The organism is Noviherbaspirillum galbum, from assembly GCF_010974945.1.
Taxonomy (GTDB): domain Bacteria; phylum Pseudomonadota; class Gammaproteobacteria; order Burkholderiales; family Burkholderiaceae_D; genus Noviherbaspirillum; species Noviherbaspirillum galbum.
The window spans coordinates 57,930-76,835 of record NZ_JAAIVB010000080.1 but is presented as its reverse complement, the minus strand read 5'-3'; the positions used below and the strand labels follow the sequence as shown (position 1 = coordinate 76,835).

15 protein-coding genes are annotated in these 18,906 nt (G+C 64.8%); 5 read left to right on the top strand and 10 right to left on the bottom strand.

All coding sequences use genetic code 11. The features are described from left to right. Window positions 1–47: 47 nt before the first annotated feature. Window positions 48–1,016 carry a M23 family metallopeptidase gene (locus G3574_RS26020; protein ID WP_163968479.1) on the bottom strand — a complete coding sequence of 323 codons (969 nt, stop codon included), beginning with the start codon at window positions 1,014–1,016 and terminating at the stop codon, window positions 48–50. 154 nt (window positions 1,017–1,170) lie between these two features. Here G3574_RS26020 and G3574_RS26015 point away from each other — a divergent pair, with 154 nt between their 5' ends. Then, window positions 1,171–1,569 (top strand): DciA family protein, encoded by a 399-nt coding sequence (locus G3574_RS26015; RefSeq protein ID WP_235953626.1) that lies wholly within the window; start codon window positions 1,171–1,173, stop codon window positions 1,567–1,569. Here the strand turns inward: G3574_RS26015 and lpxC are convergent, their stop codons facing one another. After that, window positions 1,570–2,496 carry a UDP-3-O-acyl-N-acetylglucosamine deacetylase gene (lpxC, locus tag G3574_RS26010; RefSeq protein ID WP_163968477.1) on the bottom strand — a complete coding sequence of 309 codons (927 nt, stop codon included), beginning with the start codon at window positions 2,494–2,496 and terminating at the stop codon, window positions 1,570–1,572. Window positions 2,497–2,827: 331 nt separating this feature from the next. Between lpxC and G3574_RS28180 the strand changes: the two genes are divergently transcribed. After that, entirely contained in the window at window positions 2,828–3,745 is a 918-nt protein-coding gene (locus tag G3574_RS28180; RefSeq protein WP_205609931.1) for a PEP-CTERM sorting domain-containing protein, read from the top strand. Window positions 3,746–3,805: 60 nt separating this feature from the next. On the opposite strand, the gene glpK is transcribed toward G3574_RS28180, so the two are convergent. From glpK to glpD, 8 genes are all read right to left on the bottom strand, one after another. Further along, complete coding sequence (gene glpK / locus G3574_RS26000) at window positions 3,806–5,299, bottom strand: glycerol kinase GlpK (protein ID WP_163968476.1); 1,494 nt, start codon at window positions 5,297–5,299, stop codon at window positions 3,806–3,808. 296 nt (window positions 5,300–5,595) lie between these two features. Next, window positions 5,596–7,323 carry an ABC transporter substrate-binding protein gene (locus G3574_RS25995; protein WP_163968475.1) on the bottom strand — a complete coding sequence of 576 codons (1,728 nt, stop codon included), beginning with the start codon at window positions 7,321–7,323 and terminating at the stop codon, window positions 5,596–5,598. 111 nt (window positions 7,324–7,434) lie between these two features. Continuing rightward, window positions 7,435–7,722 carry a DUF2160 domain-containing protein gene (locus tag G3574_RS25990; RefSeq protein ID WP_235953625.1) on the bottom strand — a complete coding sequence of 96 codons (288 nt, stop codon included), beginning with the start codon at window positions 7,720–7,722 and terminating at the stop codon, window positions 7,435–7,437. Window position 7,723: 1 nt separating this feature from the next. Beyond that, on the bottom strand, window positions 7,724–8,530 hold the full coding sequence (locus tag G3574_RS25985; RefSeq protein ID WP_407941706.1) for a carbohydrate ABC transporter permease: 807 nt from the start codon (window positions 8,528–8,530) through the stop codon (window positions 7,724–7,726). After that, window positions 8,527–9,396 (bottom strand): carbohydrate ABC transporter permease, encoded by an 870-nt coding sequence (locus tag G3574_RS25980; protein ID WP_163968474.1) that lies wholly within the window; start codon window positions 9,394–9,396, stop codon window positions 8,527–8,529. The genes G3574_RS25985 and G3574_RS25980 overlap by 4 nt, the downstream gene beginning before the upstream one ends. A gap of 49 nt (window positions 9,397–9,445) precedes the next feature. Next, window positions 9,446–10,531: an ABC transporter ATP-binding protein gene (locus G3574_RS25975; protein ID WP_163968473.1), complete on the bottom strand. Its 1,086-nt coding sequence runs from the start codon at window positions 10,529–10,531 to the stop codon at window positions 9,446–9,448. 2 nt (window positions 10,532–10,533) lie between these two features. Beyond that, window positions 10,534–11,646, bottom strand: coding sequence for an ABC transporter ATP-binding protein (locus G3574_RS25970; protein ID WP_163968472.1), 1,113 nt, complete (start codon window positions 11,644–11,646; stop codon window positions 10,534–10,536). Window positions 11,647–11,679: 33 nt separating this feature from the next. After that, window positions 11,680–13,299 (bottom strand): glycerol-3-phosphate dehydrogenase, encoded by a 1,620-nt coding sequence (gene glpD, locus G3574_RS25965; protein WP_163968471.1) that lies wholly within the window; start codon window positions 13,297–13,299, stop codon window positions 11,680–11,682. 114 nt (window positions 13,300–13,413) lie between these two features. Between glpD and G3574_RS25960 the strand changes: the two genes are divergently transcribed. The 3 genes from G3574_RS25960 (at window position 13,414) to G3574_RS28885 (ending at window position 18,784) form a co-directional block, all read left to right on the top strand. Beyond that, window positions 13,414–14,175: a DeoR/GlpR family DNA-binding transcription regulator gene (locus tag G3574_RS25960; protein ID WP_163968470.1), complete on the top strand. Its 762-nt coding sequence runs from the start codon at window positions 13,414–13,416 to the stop codon at window positions 14,173–14,175. A gap of 130 nt (window positions 14,176–14,305) precedes the next feature. Continuing rightward, window positions 14,306–16,525 (top strand): tetratricopeptide repeat protein, encoded by a 2,220-nt coding sequence (locus tag G3574_RS25955; protein ID WP_163968469.1) that lies wholly within the window; start codon window positions 14,306–14,308, stop codon window positions 16,523–16,525. 180 nt (window positions 16,526–16,705) lie between these two features. Then, on the top strand, window positions 16,706–18,784 hold the full coding sequence (locus tag G3574_RS28885; protein WP_163968468.1) for an ATP-binding protein: 2,079 nt from the start codon (window positions 16,706–16,708) through the stop codon (window positions 18,782–18,784). Window positions 18,785–18,906: the final 122 nt, after the last annotated feature.

The following is an 18,906-nucleotide window of genomic DNA, read 5'->3' as shown; positions in this document are numbered from 1 at the left end:
GCGGGCTCCCCGGCCTAGTTTGGGATGCATGCCGGAAATGCAAGGCGTCAATTCGCCGCCAGCCGGCTGGCTAGGGCGGGATCGGCGCCGGCGGTCAGGAACTTGTGCGGATTCTGCGGCACCCGCTTGACCAGCACCTCGAAGTGCAGGTGGGCGCCGGTGGAGCGTCCGGTGGACCCGATGTCGGCCACGTGCTGGCCGCGCCGGACGATGTCGCCGACCTTGGCATGCAGCCGCGAGGCATGCGCGTAGCGGGTCACGATGTCGTTGCCATGGTCGATCTCGAGCATGTTGCCATACTGGTGATGGTATTCCGCGGCGATGACCACGCCGCCGGCCGCGGCAACGATGTGCGTGCCGGCGCCGGCGGCGAAGTCGATGCCCTCGTGGAAGGTGTTGCGGCCGGTGAACGGGTCGAAGCGCCAGCCGAAGCCCGAGGCGTTGTAGCCGACGTTGACCGGGGCGATGGTCGGCAGCATCCGCGACCTCACCTTCAGGCCCATCAGGTTGGACTCGACCATGCTCATGTAGTCGGCGCGGTGCTCCACGTCCCTTGCCATGGCGTCGATCAGTTCCTGGAATTCGCTCATGGAGACAGGGGACTGCTGCGCGGTGCCGGAGGGCAGCGCGCCGCCGCGCCCCGGCAGCTCGCGGAAGTTGAATTCCTGCGGCTTGACGCCCGCCAGTCCCTGGACCCGCTCGCCGAGCGCGTCGAGCCGCATGAGCTGCGCCTGCATCTCGCCGAGCTTGGTTGCCATGGCGGCGAGGTTTTCCTTGACGTAGCGGTCCTTGCGGGTAACGTCTTCCTGGCTGGCAGCCTCGGAAGCGGAGGCGGAAGCGACCATGTCGCGCACGATGGGTAGCTTGTCCGCGGCATGGCGGAAGGTAAGGTAGTACAGCAGGGCTGCGACGGCGAGCACCGCCACGATGAAGCAGACCGCCGCCGCGGCCAGGTGCCAGTGCGTCAGCGTCAGCGACCTGGCCTTGAATCGCGGGTGCAACACGATGATTTGCATCTCGACTCCTCCCATGCGTCCGGCGGGGCTGCTGTGATAAGGTTCGGGCATGAAGCGCCCGTCCTCATTTCTTTTCAAGTCTCCCGTCGGCCGATCCTCGGGTTCCGCTCAGGCTACGCGCGGCGTCGCCGATTTCCTGCGGAACCATGACAAGATGGCTGCCCTCCTGCCGGCCGCCGCCCGGCTTGCCGCCCTGCAAAAGGACTGCGCCGCCACTCTCCCCGCGCTGTTTGATTTGTGTTCCGTCATGCAGTTCGATGCCGGCCAGCTCACGCTGTCCGCGCCGAACGCCGCCATGGCCGCGAAAGCCAAGCAGCAGTTGCCGAAGCTGCAGGAGTCATTGTTGCAACGGGGCTGGCAGGTTAACGCAATCAAGATCAAAGTGCAAGTTCGCAAACTGACCGAGAAACCGCGGCCGGAGAAGCGGCTTGCCCTGCCGCCGCAGGCCATTTCCGCCCTCGCGGAACTGCGGAATTCCCTCGAGGACAGCGCCCAGAACAAGCAGTTGAAGTCGGCGCTCGAGGCCTTGCTCCAGCGGCACCGCCGGCGCTGATCAGTTGTAAGCCCACTCCAGGGAGCCGTAGGCGCGCGGCGCGACCTCGGCCGACTCGAATGTGACGATCTCGTAGGCATCCTCGCGCGCGAACAGGGCGCGCAGCAGCTTGTTGTTGAGGCCGTGGCCCGACTTGTGGGCGCTATAGCTGGCAAGCAGGGAATGCCCGGCGAGGTAGAGGTCGCCCACGGCATCGAGGATCTTGTGCCGCACGAACTCGTTGTCGTAGCGCAGGCCGTCGGGGTTGAGGATGCGGTACTCGTCCATCACGATCGCGTTCTCGAGCGAGCCGCCGCGGATCAGGCCGATGCCGCGCAGGGTTTCCACTTCATGCATGAAGCCGAATGTGCGGGCGCGTGCGATCTCTTTGATGTAGGACTCCTGCTCGAAGTCGACTTCGGCGATCTGCCCGGTCGCATCGACCGCGGGATGATTGAATTCGATGAAGAACTTGAGCTTGAAGCCGTTGTAAGGCTCGAGCCTCGCCCATTTCTCCTGGGCGCCCTCGCCTTCGCGGACCTCGACCGGCTTGATCACGCGGATGAACTTCTTGGGGGCGTTCTGCTCCTGCAGGCCGGCTTGCTGCAGCAGGAAGACGAAGGTGGCGGCCGAGCCATCCATGATGGGGATCTCTTCCGCGGTCAAGTCGACGTACAGGTTGTCGATGCCCAGGCCGGCGCATGCGGACATGAGGTGCTCCACCGTCGATACCTTGACGCCGTCCTTCTGCAGGGTGGAGGCCAGCCGGGTGTCGCCGACGCCCATCGCCGATGCGGGCAGGTCCACCGGGGGCGTCACGTCCACGCGGCGGAACACGATGCCGGTATCCGGTGCGGCGGGACGGAGCGTCATCTCGACCTTGGTGCCGGAATGCAGGCCGACACCGATGGTATTCACGACTTGTTTGACTGTACGTTGTTTGAGCATTCCCAAAGTATAACAACTAACCCGTTGGTCACTTGTGAAGAGATGTAAGCCTGTTGGAGCCTTGCGACGGCGACGGCAACGACTTGCTCTATGGCAGCCATGCAATTTCCGCTGAGGAATGTCATGTCGGAAATCTTGACATTCCAGTGAGAAATTTTGCCGTGCGGAGAGACAACCCTTTGTTCTCTAAAAGAAATTTCCGGGAGGCATAGCAATTGCTTAGTAACAATCGTGGCCCTGGCGGGAAATGCCTTCCGCATTGCGCGCTTGATCCGGGACGCTTCCGCCGCCACGGACTAACCCCATTCAACGATAACAACGAGATCACTCTATGAAGATTGCAATACCGGGCCTGGTTCGCACGCTGCTCGCCACGGCAACGATCGGCACAATGGCATGCGCGGCGCAGGCAGCCAATATCTCCACTGCCTCCTGCACCAACATCAACGGACAGGATTCGTCATATGCCTGCATCGGGCAAACGGGCGTCGGCCTAGGATACGCCGACGCGGGCATCGGCAGCACCGGCCAGGGCGACGCCTTCGACATCGCGGGCATCCTTCAAGTCAATGGCAGTGCCTACAACCCGGCCGGCGCCAGCCTCAACGGCCGCACCTACACCGGCAACGCGGTGACGCTGAGCGGCTTCAGCACCACCCTGGAATATTTCATCGACCCGGCCTCGCGCGCGATCCGCAACTTTGCCAAGTTCACCAACAATGGCAACGCCACGCTCACGAACACCATCACCTGGCAGGGCAACGCGGGATCGGACGGCGCGACATACGTGGCCGGCTCGAGCAGCGGCGACACGACGTTCGGCACGAACGACCGCTGGCTGGTCACCGACGACGCATCGAGCGATCCCGCGAACATCTGGGTTTTGTTTGGCAAGGGGGCAGTGCTGGCGCCGACCTCGGTGTACGGCACGACCACTTACAGCAGCGCTGGCAACGAGGGCGTGCGCGCCGATTTCCGCGTGACCCTGGCGGCCGGCCAGTCCATTGCGCTGATGTTCTTCAATGACCTCGCGCCGACCGCCGCCGACGCGCTCGCCGCGGTGACCCGCTACGATACCCTGGGATCCGGCAACTCGGTGCTCACCGGCCTCAATGCCAACGACCTGGCCTTGATCGCGAACTGGGATCTGCGCCGTGGCGGCACGGTGCCTGAACCGGCTGGCGTGGCCCTGCTCGGCATCGGCCTTGCCGGCCTGAGCCTCAGCCGCCGCAAGCGCGCCACGCGCTAAGGCGGAGACGCAACCCTGCCGCGCCGGCGCATCGCACCGGCGCGGCATCGCATTCCATCATCACTCCGCCCAGCGCTGCGACCGCTCCACCGCCTTGCGCCAGACAGCCAGACGTTCCTGACGCCTTGCCTCCGGCATCGTCGGCTCGAAGCGCTTTTCCACCTGCCACTGCGCGGCGATTTCTTCGCGCGAAGCCCAGAAGCCGACCGCGAGGCCGGCGAGATAAGCCGCCCCCAAGGCAGTCGTTTCCGTCACCACCGGCCGGACCACCGGCACGCCCAGCACGTCCGACTGGAATTGCATCAGCAGGTCGTTGCGCGCGGCCCCGCCATCGACGCGCAGTTCGCGCAGGCCGATGCCGGCGTCGCGCTGCATGGCGTCGAGCACGTCCGCATTCTGGTAGGCGATGCCCTCCAGCGTGGCGCGGGCGATGTGGGCCTTGGTCGTGCCACGGCTGATGCCGACGATCGTGCCGCGCGCGTAAGCGTCCCAATAGGGCGCGCCGAGTCCGGCGAAGGCGGGCACGAAGAATACGCCGCCGGTATCCGGCACCAGCGAGGCCAGCGCCTCAACCTCCGCCGAACTCTGGATCAGGCCGAGCCCGTCGCGCAGCCACTGCACCGCCGCGCCCGCATTGAAGACGCTGCCTTCCAGCATGTAGTCCGGCGTGGCGCCCGGCGCGAGGTTCCAGCCGATGGTGGTGAGCAGGTTGTTCTGCGACGTCATCGCCTGCTGGCCGGTATGCATCAGCATGAAGCAGCCGGTGCCATAGGTGTTCTTCGCCATGCCGCTCTGGTGGCAGGCCTGGCCGAAGGTGGCGGCCTGCTGGTCGCCGGCGATCCCGGCGATCGGGATGGGCTGGCCGAAGAATTCGGCGCGCGCCTGGCCGACGACGCCGCTGCTCGGCACCACCTCGGGCAGCATGCTGGCCGGGATGTCGAGCGTCCGCAGGAGTTCGTCGTCCCATTGCAGGGTATGGATGTTGAACACCATGGTGCGCGAGGCGTTGCTGACGTCGGTGACATGCGCGCCGCACAGCTTGTAGATGAGCCAGGAATCGACGGTGCCGAAGGCGAGCTCGCCGCGCTCGGCGCGCGCCCGCGCACCCGGCACGTTGTCGAGCAGCCAGCGGATCTTGGTCCCGGAAAAATAGGAATCGATCACCAGCCCGGTGCGCTCGCGGAACAAGTCGGACTTGCCCGCCGCGCGCAAGGCGTCGCAGAGATCGGCGGTGCGGTGATCCTGCCAGACGATGGCATCGGCGATCGGTTCGCCGGTGGCCTTGTCCCACACCACCGTGGTCTCGCGCTGGTTGGTAATGCCGATCGCGGCGATGTCTCCGGCGGACACGCCGTGTTCCTTCAGCACCTGCTGCGCCACCGCGAGCTGGCTCTGCCAGATTTCGGTCGCATCGTGGGCCACCCAGCCGGGCGCGGGGAATATCTGCCGGAACTCGCGCTGGGAGATGCCATGGATGCGTCCCGCGCGGTCGAACAGGATGGCGCGCGAACTGGTGGTGCCCTGGTCGAAGGCGAGGATGTATTTGGCGGTCACTGGAGTCTCCCGGGCGTTGTTATGGTTGTGGTGATTCTAATGCGATTTACTGCAAGCGAAGCTCCGTCTAACTCCCTCCCCGTCAAGGGCGCCAATTCCTCCCCTCCCCTTCAAGGGGAGGGTCAGGGTGGGGATGGGTTTCCGGTGCGAGCAAAGGGCAGTCTTGGCTTCGCTGACGATTCGAACGCTTTTCTTGGTTTGCTGGCGATGTTAATGCTGTTCTTTGCTTGCGACCGAAACCCATCCCCACCCCCGCCCTCCCCTTGAAAGGGAGGGCGTGAAATGCGCTGCGCGGGTTATTTCACCCTGCCCTCCTTCCACGCCTGCAGCAGCTTCTCATACGCAATCGTCTCGCCCTTCGGCTTCTCGTTCGCCAGCTTCTTCCAGGGCGCGCCTTTGTCCGACAGCCACTTGTTCGGATCGCCCTTTTCATTGAGCTTGGGCGCGCAGTTCTTCATGCCGGCGCGCTGCAGGCGGCCCATCACCTGATCCATCTCGTCGGCCAGGCTGTCCATCGCGGCTTGCGGCGTCTTTTCGCCGGTGACAGCGGTGGCAACGTTCTTCCACCAGAGCTGGGCGAGCTTCGGATAATCCGGCACGTTGTTGCCGGTAGGCGTCCAGGCGACGCGCGCCGGGCTGCGGTAGAACTCGATCAGTCCGCCGTACTCGTTGGCATGCTGGGTGAAGTAGTCATGCTTGATGTCGGAGTCACGGATGAAGGTCAGCCCGGTAATGGACTTCTTCAGCGACACCGTCTTGGAGGTCACGAACTGCGCATACAGCCAGGCGGCGGCGCGGCGCTCGGCCGGGGTGGACTTGAAGAAGGTCCAGGAACCCACGTCCTGGTAGCCGTTCTGCATACCGTCCTTCCAGTACGGGCCGTGCGGCGACGGCGCCATGCGCCACTTCGGCGTGCCGTCGGCATTGACCACCGGCAGGCCCTTCTTGGTCATGGCGGCGGTGAAGGCGGTGTACCAGAACACCTGCTGCGCGACCTGGCCCTGGGCAGGAACGGGTCCGGCCTCGGAGAAGGTCATGCCGGTGGCTTCGGGCGGCGCGTACTTCTTCATCCAGTCGACATACTTGGTGAGCGCGTAAACGGCGGCAGGGGAGTTGGTCGCGCCGCCGCGCGACACCGAGGCGCCGACCGGCGTGCACTTGTCGTTGGCGACGCGGATGCCCCACTCGTCCACCGGCAGGCCGTTGGGAATGCCCTTGTCGGCGCTGCCCGCCATCGACAGCCAGGCATCGGTGAAGCGCCATCCGAGGGAGGGGTCCTTCTTGCCGTAGTCCATGTGGCCGAAGACTTTCTTGCCGTCGACTTCCTTGACGTCGTTGGTGAAGAATTCGGCGATGTCTTCATAGGCCGACCAGTTCTGCGGCACGCCGAGGTCGTAGCCGTACTTGGCCTTGAACTTGTCCTGCAGGTCCTTGCGCGCGAACCAGTCGGCGCGGAACCAGTAGAGGTTGGCGAACTGCTGGTCGGGAAGCTGGTACAGCTTGCCGTCCGGCGCGGTCGTGAAGCTGGTGCCGATGAAGTCCTTCAGGTCGAGCCCGGGGTTGGTGTATTCCTTGCCCTCGCCGCTCATGTAGTCGGACAGCGGCAGGATCACGCCATAGCGGTAATGGGTGCCGATCAGGTCGGAGTCCGAGATCCAGCCGTCATAGATGCTCTTGCCGGCCTGCATCGAGGTCTGCAGCTTCTCCACCAGGTCGCCTTCCTGGATGATGTCATGCTTGACCTTGATGCCGGTGATCTCTTCGAACGCCTTGGCCAGCGTCTTGGATTCGTAGACGTGGGTGTCGATGGTTTCGGAAACCACGTTGATTTCGTTGATGCCTTTCTTCTTGAGCTTGTCGGCGGCCTCGATGAACCATTTCATTTCATCGAGCTGCTGTTGCTTCGACAGGCTGGAAGGCGTGAATTCCGACCCCACCCATTTTTCGGCGGCCTTCATGTCGGCATGGGAAGCGCCGGAGGCCAGAAGGGCCGCGGCGGCAAACACTGTCAATCTGAGTTTCATATCTCCACCTTTGTTGTCACCTTCCCTCGTTGATCGGCGCATGACGGTGGGGAAGAATCCCGCCAGGCGTTGTTGTCAATCCTTGAGCCCTGCATCCCGTCGTTGCCGCCCTCAGCCCCAGCGCATCACGACGAGCAGCACCACGAATCCCACCGCGGCGCCGATCGTTTGATCGAGGTCGGTGACGCCGGCCCAGATCAGGTTGACGTAGGCCGCGGCCAGCAGGCCGATGAACAGGCGGTCGCCGCGCGTCGTGGGGATCGGCAGGAAGCCGCGGCGCTCGACCGCCGGGGAACGGAGTTCCCAGACCGTCATGCCGACCAGCATCAGCACCACGGCGGTGAAGAAGATGGCGACCGGCGGCGTCCACGCCATCCACGAAAACAGGTTGCCTTCCATTTCACACCCTCCCCATGGCGAAACCCTTGGCGATGTAATGCCGCACGAACCAGATCACCAGCGCGCCCGGCACGATGGTCAGGGCGCCGGCGGCGGCAAGCACGCCCCAGTCCATGCCGGCAGCCGACACCGTGCGGGTCATCGTTGCCGCGATCGGCTTGGCGTTCACCGAGGTCAGGGTGCGCGCCAGCAGCAGTTCCACCCAGCTGAACATGAAGCAGAAAAAAGCCGTCACGCCCACGCCGGCCTTGATCATGGGCAGGAAGATCTTGATGAAGAAGGCCGGGAAGCTGTAGCCGTCGATGTAGGCCGTCTCGTCGATCTCCTTCGGAATGCCGGACATGAAGCCTTCCAGGATCCATACCGCGAGCGGCACGTTGAACACCATGTGCGCCAGGGCCACCGCGATGTGGGTATCCATCAGGCCGACGGTGGAGTACAGCTGGAAGAACGGCAGCAGGAACACGGCGGGCGGCGTCATGCGGTTGGTCAGCAGCCAGAAGAACAGGTGCTTGTCGCCGACGAAGGAATAGCGCGAGAAGGCATATGCCGCCGGCAGCGCCACCAGCACCGAGAGCGTCATGTTGATGCCGACGTAGATCAGCGAGTTGATGTAGCCGCCGTACCACGATTCATCGGTGAAGATCGTCTTGAAGTTGTCGAAGGTGAGGTTGGCGGGCACCAGGGTCAGCGCGCCGGTGATCTCCTGGTTGGTCTTGAATGCCATGTTCAGCATCCAGTAGATCGGCAGCATCGCCAGCACCAGGTAAAGCACCAGCACCGGCACGGTCAGTCGCTTGCTCATCATTTGGCTTCTCCCGTGCCGACCCGCTGCATCCAGTTGTAAAGGATGAAGCAGAACAGCAGGATGATCAGGAAATAAATCAAGGAAAATGCCGCCGCCGGCCCGAGGTCGAACTGGCCGACCGCCTTCTGGGTGAGATATTGCGAGAGGAAGGTGGTGGCATTGCCCGGACCGCCTCCCGTCAGCACGAAGGGTTCGGTGTAGATCATGAAGCTGTCCATGAAGCGCAGCAGCACGGCGATCATCAGCACGTTGCGCAGCTTGGGCAACTGGATGAAGCGGAACACCGCCCAGCGGGAGGCGCCGTCGATGCGCGCCGCCTGGTAGTACGCGTCCGGGATCGCGCGCAGGCCGGCGTAGCAAAGCAGCACCACCAGCGGCGTCCAGTGCCAGACGTCCATCACCAGCACCGTGAGCCAGGCATCGACTGAATTGCCGGTGTAGTTGTACGGCACGCCGAGGCTGTTGATGGCATAGCCCAGCAGGCCGATGTCGCCGCGGCCGAAGATCTGCCAGATGGTCCCGACCACGTTCCAGGGAATGAGCAGCGGCAACGCGATCAGCACGAGCGACAGCGAGGCACGCCATCCCTGCGCGGGCATGCACAGGGCGACCAGGATGCCGAGCGGAATTTCGATCGCCAGCACCGAGAGCGAGAACACCATCTGCCGGCTGAGGGCCTCGTGCAGCTCGGTGTCGCGCATGATCTGCCTGAACCATTCGGTGCCGACGAACACCTTCTGCGTCGGGCTGAGGATGTCCTGGACCGAGTAGTTCACGATGGTCATGAGCGGCAGGATGGCGGAAAACGCCACGCACAGGATGACCGGCAGGATCAGGAACCACGCCTTGTTGTTTTGCGTCTTCATGTCTTGTCTTTCCTCGGTTGCGGCCTTGCCGCTTGCGTTCGCGGCGTCCTCATGCCACCCGCTTGTCGTCCACGTAATACAGGGTCCGCTCCGCCGGCAGCCGCAGCCATGCCTGGTCGCCGGTGCGGGCGTCGATGTGCCGCAGCTTGGCGGCGACGGTCTGCGCGCCGACCTGGAATGTCGCGAGGCAATGCGTGCCGAGGTCGCGTACCGCCACCACCGACGCCGCGATGGCGCCGGCGCCGGGCGCGGCGTTGCATTCGACGAATTCGGGACGGATGCCCAGCGTCACCCTGCCCTGGGCGCCCGCCAGCGCGGCGGCGGCCCGCGGGTCGAGCGGAATGGCGCCGCCATCGATCATCGCCATGCCGTCGCCGATCCTGCACGGCAGGAGATTCATGCCGGGATTGCCGATGAAGTAGCCGACGAAGGTATGCGCCGGCTCCTCGAACAGTTCCTGCGCCGACCCGGACTGCACGACTTCGCCCTGCGTCATCACCACCACCCTGTCGGCGAAGGTGAGCGCCTCGATCTGGTCGTGCGTGACATAGATCAGCGACAGCTTGAGTTCGTGGTGGATTTCCTTGAGCTTGCGTCGCAGCAGCCACTTGAGGTGGGGATCGATCACCGTCAGCGGCTCGTCGAACAGCACCGCGGCCACGTCGGGGCGCACCAGTCCGCGGCCGAGCGAGATCTTTTGCTTGGCATCGGCGGACAGTCCGCTGGCGCGGTGCTTCAGGTCGGCGCTGAGTTCGAGCATGGCGGCCACCTGCTGCACCCGTTTGTTGATGTCGGCGGTCTTCCAGTTCCGGTTGCGCAGGGGGAAGGCGAGGTTGTCGAACACCGTCATGGTGTCGTAGATGACCGGGAACTGAAACACCTGCGCGATGTTGCGCTGCTCGGGCGGGAGGCCGGTGACGTCCTTGCCATCGAAGAGCACGCTGCCGCGCGAGGGCCGCACCAGGCCGGAAATGATGTTCAGCAAGGTGGTCTTGCCGCAGCCCGAGGGTCCGAGCAAGGCATAGGCGCCGCCGTCGTCCCATTGCATGCTCATGGGCCGCAGCGCATAGTCGGCCGGTGAGGAAGGATCGGGACGGTAGGCATGGGCCAGGTCGACGAATTCGATGCGTGCCATGTTCAGTGTCCCTCCCCGCCATGGGCGGCGGAACGTCCGGGCGCATGGATCAGCCTGCCATCCGGCGCGAACACCAGCATGTCCCGCGTGCCGCAGTAGAAGTCGAGGGCGCTGCCGAGCGCCACGTCGTGCACGCCGGGCACCTGCGCCACGAGGCCGATCTGGCCGTGGTGCGCATGCAGGTAGGTTTCCGAGCCGCTGATTTCCGCGAGATCGAGCTGCGTGGCAATGACCATGTCGCTGGCGTCGCGCGGCGCGAGGCGCAGGCCGTGCGCGCGCAGCCCGAGCACCACCTGCCGCGCCCCGGCGATGGCCTGCGCCTGGCTGGCGCTCAGGCGCACGCGCAGGCCGCCCGCGAGTTCGGCGACGCCTTCCCCGACGATCGTTGCCGGCAGCAGGTTGATCGGCGGATCGCTGAAGGTGCGCGCCGCCTCGATGGACACCGGCGCATGGAACACGTCGACCGTGGGACCGTCCTGAAGCAGCCGTCCCTCGTGCAGGATCGCCACCTTGCCGCCAAGCTGCAGGGCTTCAAGCGGTTCGGTGGTGGCATACACCACCGTCGTACGGCCCTCGGCGAACAGTTCGGTCAGTTCGTTGCGCAATTCCTCGCGCAGCTTGTAGTCGAGGTTGACCAGCGGCTCGTCCAGCAGAAGCAGGCCGGCATCCTTGATCAGCGCGCGCGCCATGGCGGTCCGCTGCTGCTGCCCGCCGGACAGTTCCGCCGGATGGCGCTGCAGGTAAGGCGTAATGTGCAGGCGCTCGGCGAGGTCGTACACGCGCTTCTTGATGTCGGCCTCGGGCACCCGCTGGATGCGCAGCGGCGACGCAATGTTGTCGTAGACGGTGAAGGACGGGTAGTTGATGAATTGCTGGTACACCATCGCAAGGTCGCGTTCGCGCACCGGCACGCCGGTGACGTCCTTGCCATCGACCAGCACGCGCCCGGCGCTCGGCCGGTCGAGCCCCGCCATCAGGCGCATCAGCGACGTCTTGCCGGCGCGCGTGGCGCCGAGCAGCACATTGATGGCGCCAGGCGCGAGCGACAGCGAGAGCGGATAGATGTGATCTTCCGACCCTGCCTTCCTGCTGACGTCCTCCAGAACGAGCTGCACTTGTCTTCCTCCATCGTTTTTTTTCGGGTGTGTTCAGCGTGCCAGGGCTTCCGTTTTCCTTCTTTCCTGCAGCCAGGCGTCGAGCCTTGCTTCGGTGCCGGGCGGCAGGTGCAGGCCGAGTTTCGACCGGCGCCACAGGATGTCGCGCGCGGTCATGGCCCATTCCTCGCGCACGAGGTAATCGATCTCGGCTTCGAACAATCCGGGCGCCACCTCTTCTCCCATGCCGGCCAGGCCTTGCCTGCCTTCCAGCAGGCGGTGCACGCGGGTGCCGTAGGCGCGCGCGTAGCGTGTCGCCAGCGGCGCGGACAGCCAGGGATAACGATCGCGCAGGCCGGCGGCGAAGGCGTCGAATTCGGTCACGCCGCGGGCGTTCGGCTGGTCGCCGTACAGGTCGCCGCCCGGCAGGCAGGCCTTGGCCGTCCATGCGCCCTGCGACACGCCCAGCCGCGGCGCGATCATGTCGACCGCTTCCTCGGCCAGCTTGCGGAAGGTCGTGATCTTGCCGCCGAAGACCGACAGCAGGGGCGCGCCCTCGCTCTCGTCCTTTCCTTCCAGTTCCAGCCGGTAGTCGCGCGTGACCGCCGAGGCGCTGGCGGCTTCGTCCTCGACCAGCGGCCGCACGCCGGAATAGGTCCAGACCACGTCGCCCGGGGTAATGTCTTTCTTGAAGTAGCGGCTGCTGAGGGTGCAGAGATAGTCGATTTCGCTTTGCTCGATCGCCACCTTGTCGACGTCGCCCTGGTAATCGATGTCGGTCGTGCCGATCAGGGTGAAGTCCTGCTCGTACGGGATCGCGAACACGATGCGGCCGTCGGGATGCTGGAAGATGTAGGCGTAAGGATGGTCGAACAGCTTCCTGACGACGATGTGGCTGCCCTTGATGAGGCGCAGCGACTTGGTGGATGGCTGCTGCGCGGCCTGCTGCAGGAAATGCGCGGTCCACGGGCCGGCGGCATTGACCACGCCGCGGGCACGCACGGTGACCGGGCCGGACGGCGAACGCAGGCGCGCCAGCCAGCCGCCGCCCTGGCGTTCCAGGGATTCGCAGGCGGTGCGCGTGAGGATGCGGGCGCCCTTCTCCGCCGCGTCGACGGCGTTGAGCACCACCAGCCGGGCGTCGTCCACCCAGCCGTCGGAATAGATGTAGCCCCGTCCGGCATAGGCCGGCTTGAGCGGCTCGCCGGCGGGATGCTGGCGCAGGTCGACGCTGCGCGACCCCGGCAGGATTTCGCGCTTGCCGAGGATGTCGTACAGGAACAGGCCGATGCGGATCATCCAGGACGGGCGCAAGCCCTTGTCATGCGGCATGACGAAGCGCAGCGGCCACATGATGTGCGGCGCCGACTGCAGCAGCACCTCGCGCTCGACCAGCGCCTTGCGCACCAGGTTGAATTCATAGTATTCCAGGTAGCGCAGGCCGCCATGGATCAGCTTGGTGGACGCCGACGAGGTATGCGAGGCAAGGTCGTCCTTCTCGCAGAGCACGACCGACAGGCCCCGGCCGGCGGCGTCCCGCGCGATGCCGGCGCCATTGATGCCGCCGCCCACGATGAGGAGGTCGCATTCGAGTTGGCGTTCGCCGCCGCCTGCATGACCGCTGGACAAGGTTTCGTTGCTCCTAAGAAAACCGGGTAAGATGCGCAATTTCATGGGATATCGCAAAAAACGAACAAATTCCAACAGTAACATGCTGCTTATGTTTTCGTTTGTTTTCGTTTCGGTGAAAGTGTAGAGTGTTTGGGCTGATCTTCTGGGGAAACTTGCATGACTCTTAATCCACGTCAAAGACAGCTTCTCGAGGTGGTCCGCAAGCGGGTCACCATGTCGGTCGAGGAACTGGCGCAGGAGCTCGACGTGACGCCGCAGACCGTGCGGCGCGACGTCAAGATGATGGAAGAGGCGCGCCTGCTGGCGCGTTACCACGGCGGTGTCGGCCTGCCGTCGTCGGTCGAGAACATCGACTACCGCCAGCGCCAGGTGATGAACAGCGACGCCAAACGGCGCATCGCCCAGGCGGTGGCGGCGCAGGTTCCCGCGGGCTGCTCGCTGCTCATCAACATCGGCACCACCACCGAGGAAGTGGCGCGCGCCCTGGTGCGCCACCAGGGCCTGCGCGTCGTCACCAACAACCTCAACGTTGCTGCCACGCTGGCCGACAATCCCGCCTCGGAGGTGATCATTGCCGGCGGCGTGGTGCGCGGGCGCGACAAGGGCATCGTCGGCGAGCAGACCATCGACTTCATCCGCCAGTTCAAGGTGGACATCGGCATCATCGGCATCTCGAGCATCGAGGAGGACGGCACGCTGCGCGACTTCGACGCGCGCGAGGTGAAGGTGGCGCAGGCCATCATCGAGCAGTCGCGCCAGGTGTGGCTGGTGGCGGACCATGCCAAGTTCGGCCGCCCGGCGCTGGTGCGCATGGCGCATCTCTCGCAGGTCGACCTGCTGTTTACCGACGCCAAGCCGCCGGAAGCCTTGCAGGCCGTGCTCCGCGAAGCGCAGGTGAAGGTGGTGGTAGCGCCCTGAGGCCATCGCCCCGTCCGGCGCTCGTTTTCCAACACTCCGCGGCGCCCGGCGCCCATATTCCGGCGGGCGCCGTTTTTCCCCGGTAGGCCGGTGTTAGGATGGGAAACGAGACTTTCCCCCAGGAACCGACATGCCGACGCCCGCCTCTGGAAGCCCCGCACTCGATGCCGCGTTCGCCCTGTTCCAGCAAGGAGCCCATGCCGACGCGCTGCGGCGCCTGTCGGCATTGCCCCCGGCGCAGCGCGACACGGTCGCGGCGCTCAACCTGGCCGCCGCCTGCGCCCACGCCCTCGGGCGGCTGGACGAAGCGGAAGCCCACTGGACGCGGGCCTTGCAGGTCGACCCCGATCATGCGCTCATCCACAACAACCTCGGCATCCTTTACCAGAAGACCGGCCGCCCGGCGCAGGCGGAAACCGCCTTCCGCCACGCCCTCGCCCGGCGGCCGGACTATTCCGAAGCCAGCTTCAACTTCGGCGCCCTGTGGCAGGATCTGAAGAACCTCGACGAGGCCGAGCACTGGTACCGCAACGCGGTGGCGATCAGGCCGGCGTACGCGCAGGCGCACAACAACCTGGGCGTGGTCCTGCGCATGCGCCAGCGCTGGCAGGAGGCGCGGGACCGGTTCGAGGAAGCCACCAGGATCGCGCCCGATTTCGCCGATGCGCACCAGAACCTCGCGCTGGTCCTGTTGCATCTGAAGGAACTCGACGCGGCCGATCGCAGCATCATGCAAAGCTTGGCGCTGAATCCGCGGCATGCCATGGCGCTGGTCACCCTCGGCATGCTGAGGGACGTCCAGGGCAGGGAAGAGGATGCGCTGGCGGCGTTGCAACAGGCGCTGGACGTCCAGCCGGCGCTGACGGAAGCGGCGGTCAATCTCGCCAGCCTGCATGCGCGCCGCAAGCGCCTGCAGGAAGCGCAGTCCGTGCTGGAACGCGCGCTCGCGCGCGATCCCGGCAGCGCGGAACTGCACGCTAACCTCGGCGCGATCCTCAGGCTTCGGCAGCAGCTTCCGGAGGCCGAAGCCGCCCTCGAACGGGCGCTCGCCATCAACCCGGACGATACCGCCGCGCTCTACAACCTCGGCTCGCTGCTCCACAACGCGAGGCGACATGGCGAGGCGGCAACCAGATTGCGCGCGCTGGCGGCGCGCGATCCCGGTTCCGCCGAAGCGCAGCGCATGCTCGCCCTCGCGCTGCAGCATGGGCCGCGCCTGCAGGAAGCCGAGGCAGCCTTTCAGAAGGCGCTGGAACTTGCCCCGGACCATGCCCTGATCGCCAATGCCTACGCCACCTTCCTGCACAACACGCATCGCCACGCGGAGGCGGAACAACGGTATCGCGCCGTCATCGAGGCGCATCCCGACCTGCCCGAAGCACGCTGGAACCTCGGTCTGCTGCTGCTGAAACTGGGCCGGTTCGAGGAAGGCTGGGCATTGGCCGAGACGCGGTACGACAAGACGCTGGAAACGGTGATCGCCGACGCCCCTTCCTTTCCCTTCCCGCGCTGGAACGGCGAGAGCCTCGCCGGCAAGGACATCCTCGTGTGGCCGGAACAGGGCGCCGGCGACGAGATCCAGTTCGCCCGCTTCGTGCCGATGCTCAAGGCCGCCGGCGCCCGGCGCGTCACGCTGGTCTGCAAGGCGCCGCTCGCTCCCCTTTTCCAGTCGATGGCAGGCATCGACCACGTGCAGACCGTCGAAGAAGCCATGGCACATCTGGCGCGGCATGACTGCTGGAGCTTCATCGCCAGCCTGGCGCTGCACCTGCAGGTGCGAGCCGGCGCGATCCCTGCCGCGCTCCCCTACCTCCACGCCACGTCGGCCCGGATGGAGCGCTGGCGCCACCGCCTGCCGCAGGGATGCCGGGTCGGCCTGGTCTGGAAGGGCAACGCCGGCCATGGCAACGACGCCTTCCGTTCCCTCTCCGGCCTGGATGTCCTCGCGCCGCTCTGGACGGTGCCGGGGGTCAGCTACGTGAGCCTGCAGCGCGGCATGGAAAAGGAAGAACGCGTGGAACTCGACGCCAGGCTTCCCTTGCTCGACCTGGGACCGCTGATCGACGATTTCGGCGACACCGCGGCCATCGTGTCGCAGCTCGACCTGGTCATCTGCGTAGACACGTCCATCGCCCACCTCGCCGGCGCGCTCGGCAAGCCTTGCTGGGTCATGCTGCCCTGGCGAAATACCGACTGGCGCTGGCTGCACGGGCGCGACGACTCTCCCTGGTATCCCGGCGTGATGCGCCTCTATCGCCAGCCGCCATCGGAAGACTGGCATGCCGTGGTCCGCCGCATCCGGGACGACCTCGCGGCATGGCGCAAGCCGGCCAGGACAAGTCCGCCCTAGCGTTTCGTGGGAAATGCCGGCGGCTTGCCTTCTAGAAATTCCTTGAAGATTTACTGCGCGGGATCAGGAACGCGAAACTGACAACGATGGAAAATTCATGCCTGAAAGACGTGTAACATAACCAGCTTTCTTCTTTCACGCTTTGGCGAGGGCGCTGTGGGCTTCAGAAGCTGGATAGCGGTGCTACCGTCACAAGCTAGAACCGCGGTTATTACAGCCAGCCTGCTTTGGCTGACGATCATTCTCGCCATCGGCTTCGCCTTGATCAGGGAACGGCGCCAAGACCTGTACCAGGCACAGGACGAGGTGGCAACGCTGGCCACCGTGTTCGATGAAAACATGTCGCGCACCTTTGGCACCGTCGATGTTGCCTTGCAGGGCATTGCCGCCCATCTGGCCGACGGCGACTTCGCGCGGCATGACCCGCAAGTCCGGGAGTTAATGCGCGGATATCTGCGCTACCTCCCTGCCGTCAGGGCGCTTTTCGTTATCGGTCCCAACGGGATCATCCAGCATGACACCGATTATCCGAAGACACCTGACGTGTCCCTGGCCGACCGGGAGTACTTTAGCCAGTACATACGGAACCCGAAGCTGGTACAAGGTCTGTCCTCTGCGATGCAAAGCCGGTCCGGCACCGGCTGGTTCCTGGCATCCAGCCGCAGGATCACGTCCTCGGGCGGCGAGTTCAAGGGCGTTCTGGTGGCTGCAGTGCAACTGGACTCTCTGTCCCGGCTCTACGAGAAGCTGAACCTGCGGCCCGGGGAGGTCATGTCCTTGTACCACAAGGACGGCCGTCTCATTGCGCGTCACCCGGCGGACGATGTGAACATCGGCCGCAGCTTCGCATTCCTGCCGCTGTTTTCGACGCGCATACCAATGAAGCCAACGGGCGTCCACAGGATCAGCGGCCCGCCCTTGAACTATCCCAGTGTCATGAGCTACCGGGTACTTGAAGCCCAACCGCTGGTCGTTGTCTTCAGCAGGAGCGAGGATCTCATCCTCGCGACATGGAAACGCGCCGTGAACTGGGCGCTGGTCATTGCCGTCGCTTTCCTGCTGCTCACGGCGGCCGGCGTGCTTTTCTACATCCAGAAGCAACAGCAACGGCAACGTGCGATCGCGCTTCAATTAGCCGAAGCCGAGGCCTTGGCCCTGGCGGAAGCGAATGCGAAGTTCCGCGCGTTTTTTGAGCAGGGTTTCTATCTCTCCTGCGTTCTGTCGCAGGATGGGATTGTCCTGGAATCGAATTCCGCAGGCATTGACTTGTGCGGCTACTCTCACGATCAAATCATCGGGCAGGCATTCTGGGATTGCGCCTGGTGGTCCCGGTCGCCCGACACCGCCGCGACCCTGCAAAACGGATTTGCCAAGGCGCGCGATGGCGCCAGCTTCAGCGCCGAAGTCGCGTATTTTCTGGCCGACGGTACGCAAAAGCTGATCGAACTGGTGCTGTCTCCCATTCTGGACGTCGACGGCGCCGTGTTCGCCATCGCGGCAGTCGGGGTGGACATCACCGACCAGAAACAAAAGGAAGAAGCCCTGCGCGCCTTCGCTACCCAGCTTTCCGAGGTCGACAAAAAGAGAAGCGAATTCCTTGCGACGCTCTCCCATGAACTCAGGAATGTCTTGATGCCCCTGCAGACCGGCTTCGAGCTTCTCGCGCAGACCGCTTCCAGCGGCCAGCCCAATGCGCGGGTTCATGCAATCGTGCAGCGGCAGCTTCTTCAAATGAAAAGGCTGATCGAGGATTTGCTCGACGTCTCCCGCGTCAGCAGCGGGAAGGTCCGCATGGAACGCGAGCGGGTCGATCTCAGGGACGTGCTGGAAAACGTGGTCGAATCGGCGCAGGCGTTCATGGAACCGGCCGGACACGAACTGAAGCTGAGCCTGTCATCCGAGCCCCTGGACGTCGAAATCGATACCGGGCGCATGTTCCAGGTGTTCACCAACCTGCTTGGCAACGCGGCCAAGTACACGCCGCCGGGCGGGCATATTCATGTCAGGGCGTACAAGGAGGAAGGGGAAGCCGTCGTGGAAGTGCTCGACGATGGCATAGGCATCCCGGCTTCTGCCCTGGCCACCGTCTTCGAAATGTTCGAGCAGGTCAGCGACCATGCCGCTAATGCGCAAGGGGGACTGGGAATCGGCCTGTCGCTGGTGCAGAAACTCGTCGGCCTGCATGGAGGTACGGTGGAAGCGTTCAGCGAGGGAGAGAACCGCGGCAGCACCTTCACGGTTCGCCTGCCGCTGGCATAGCGATGACGAAAGGGCGCGGTCGATGCCGCGGCCAGTCAAGCTGCCGCCCTCGATCAACGATGTCCAAGCATAAAGATTAGGCCTGATTAACATTTATCCTCCGCCCTCAAGGCTGCTGTCAC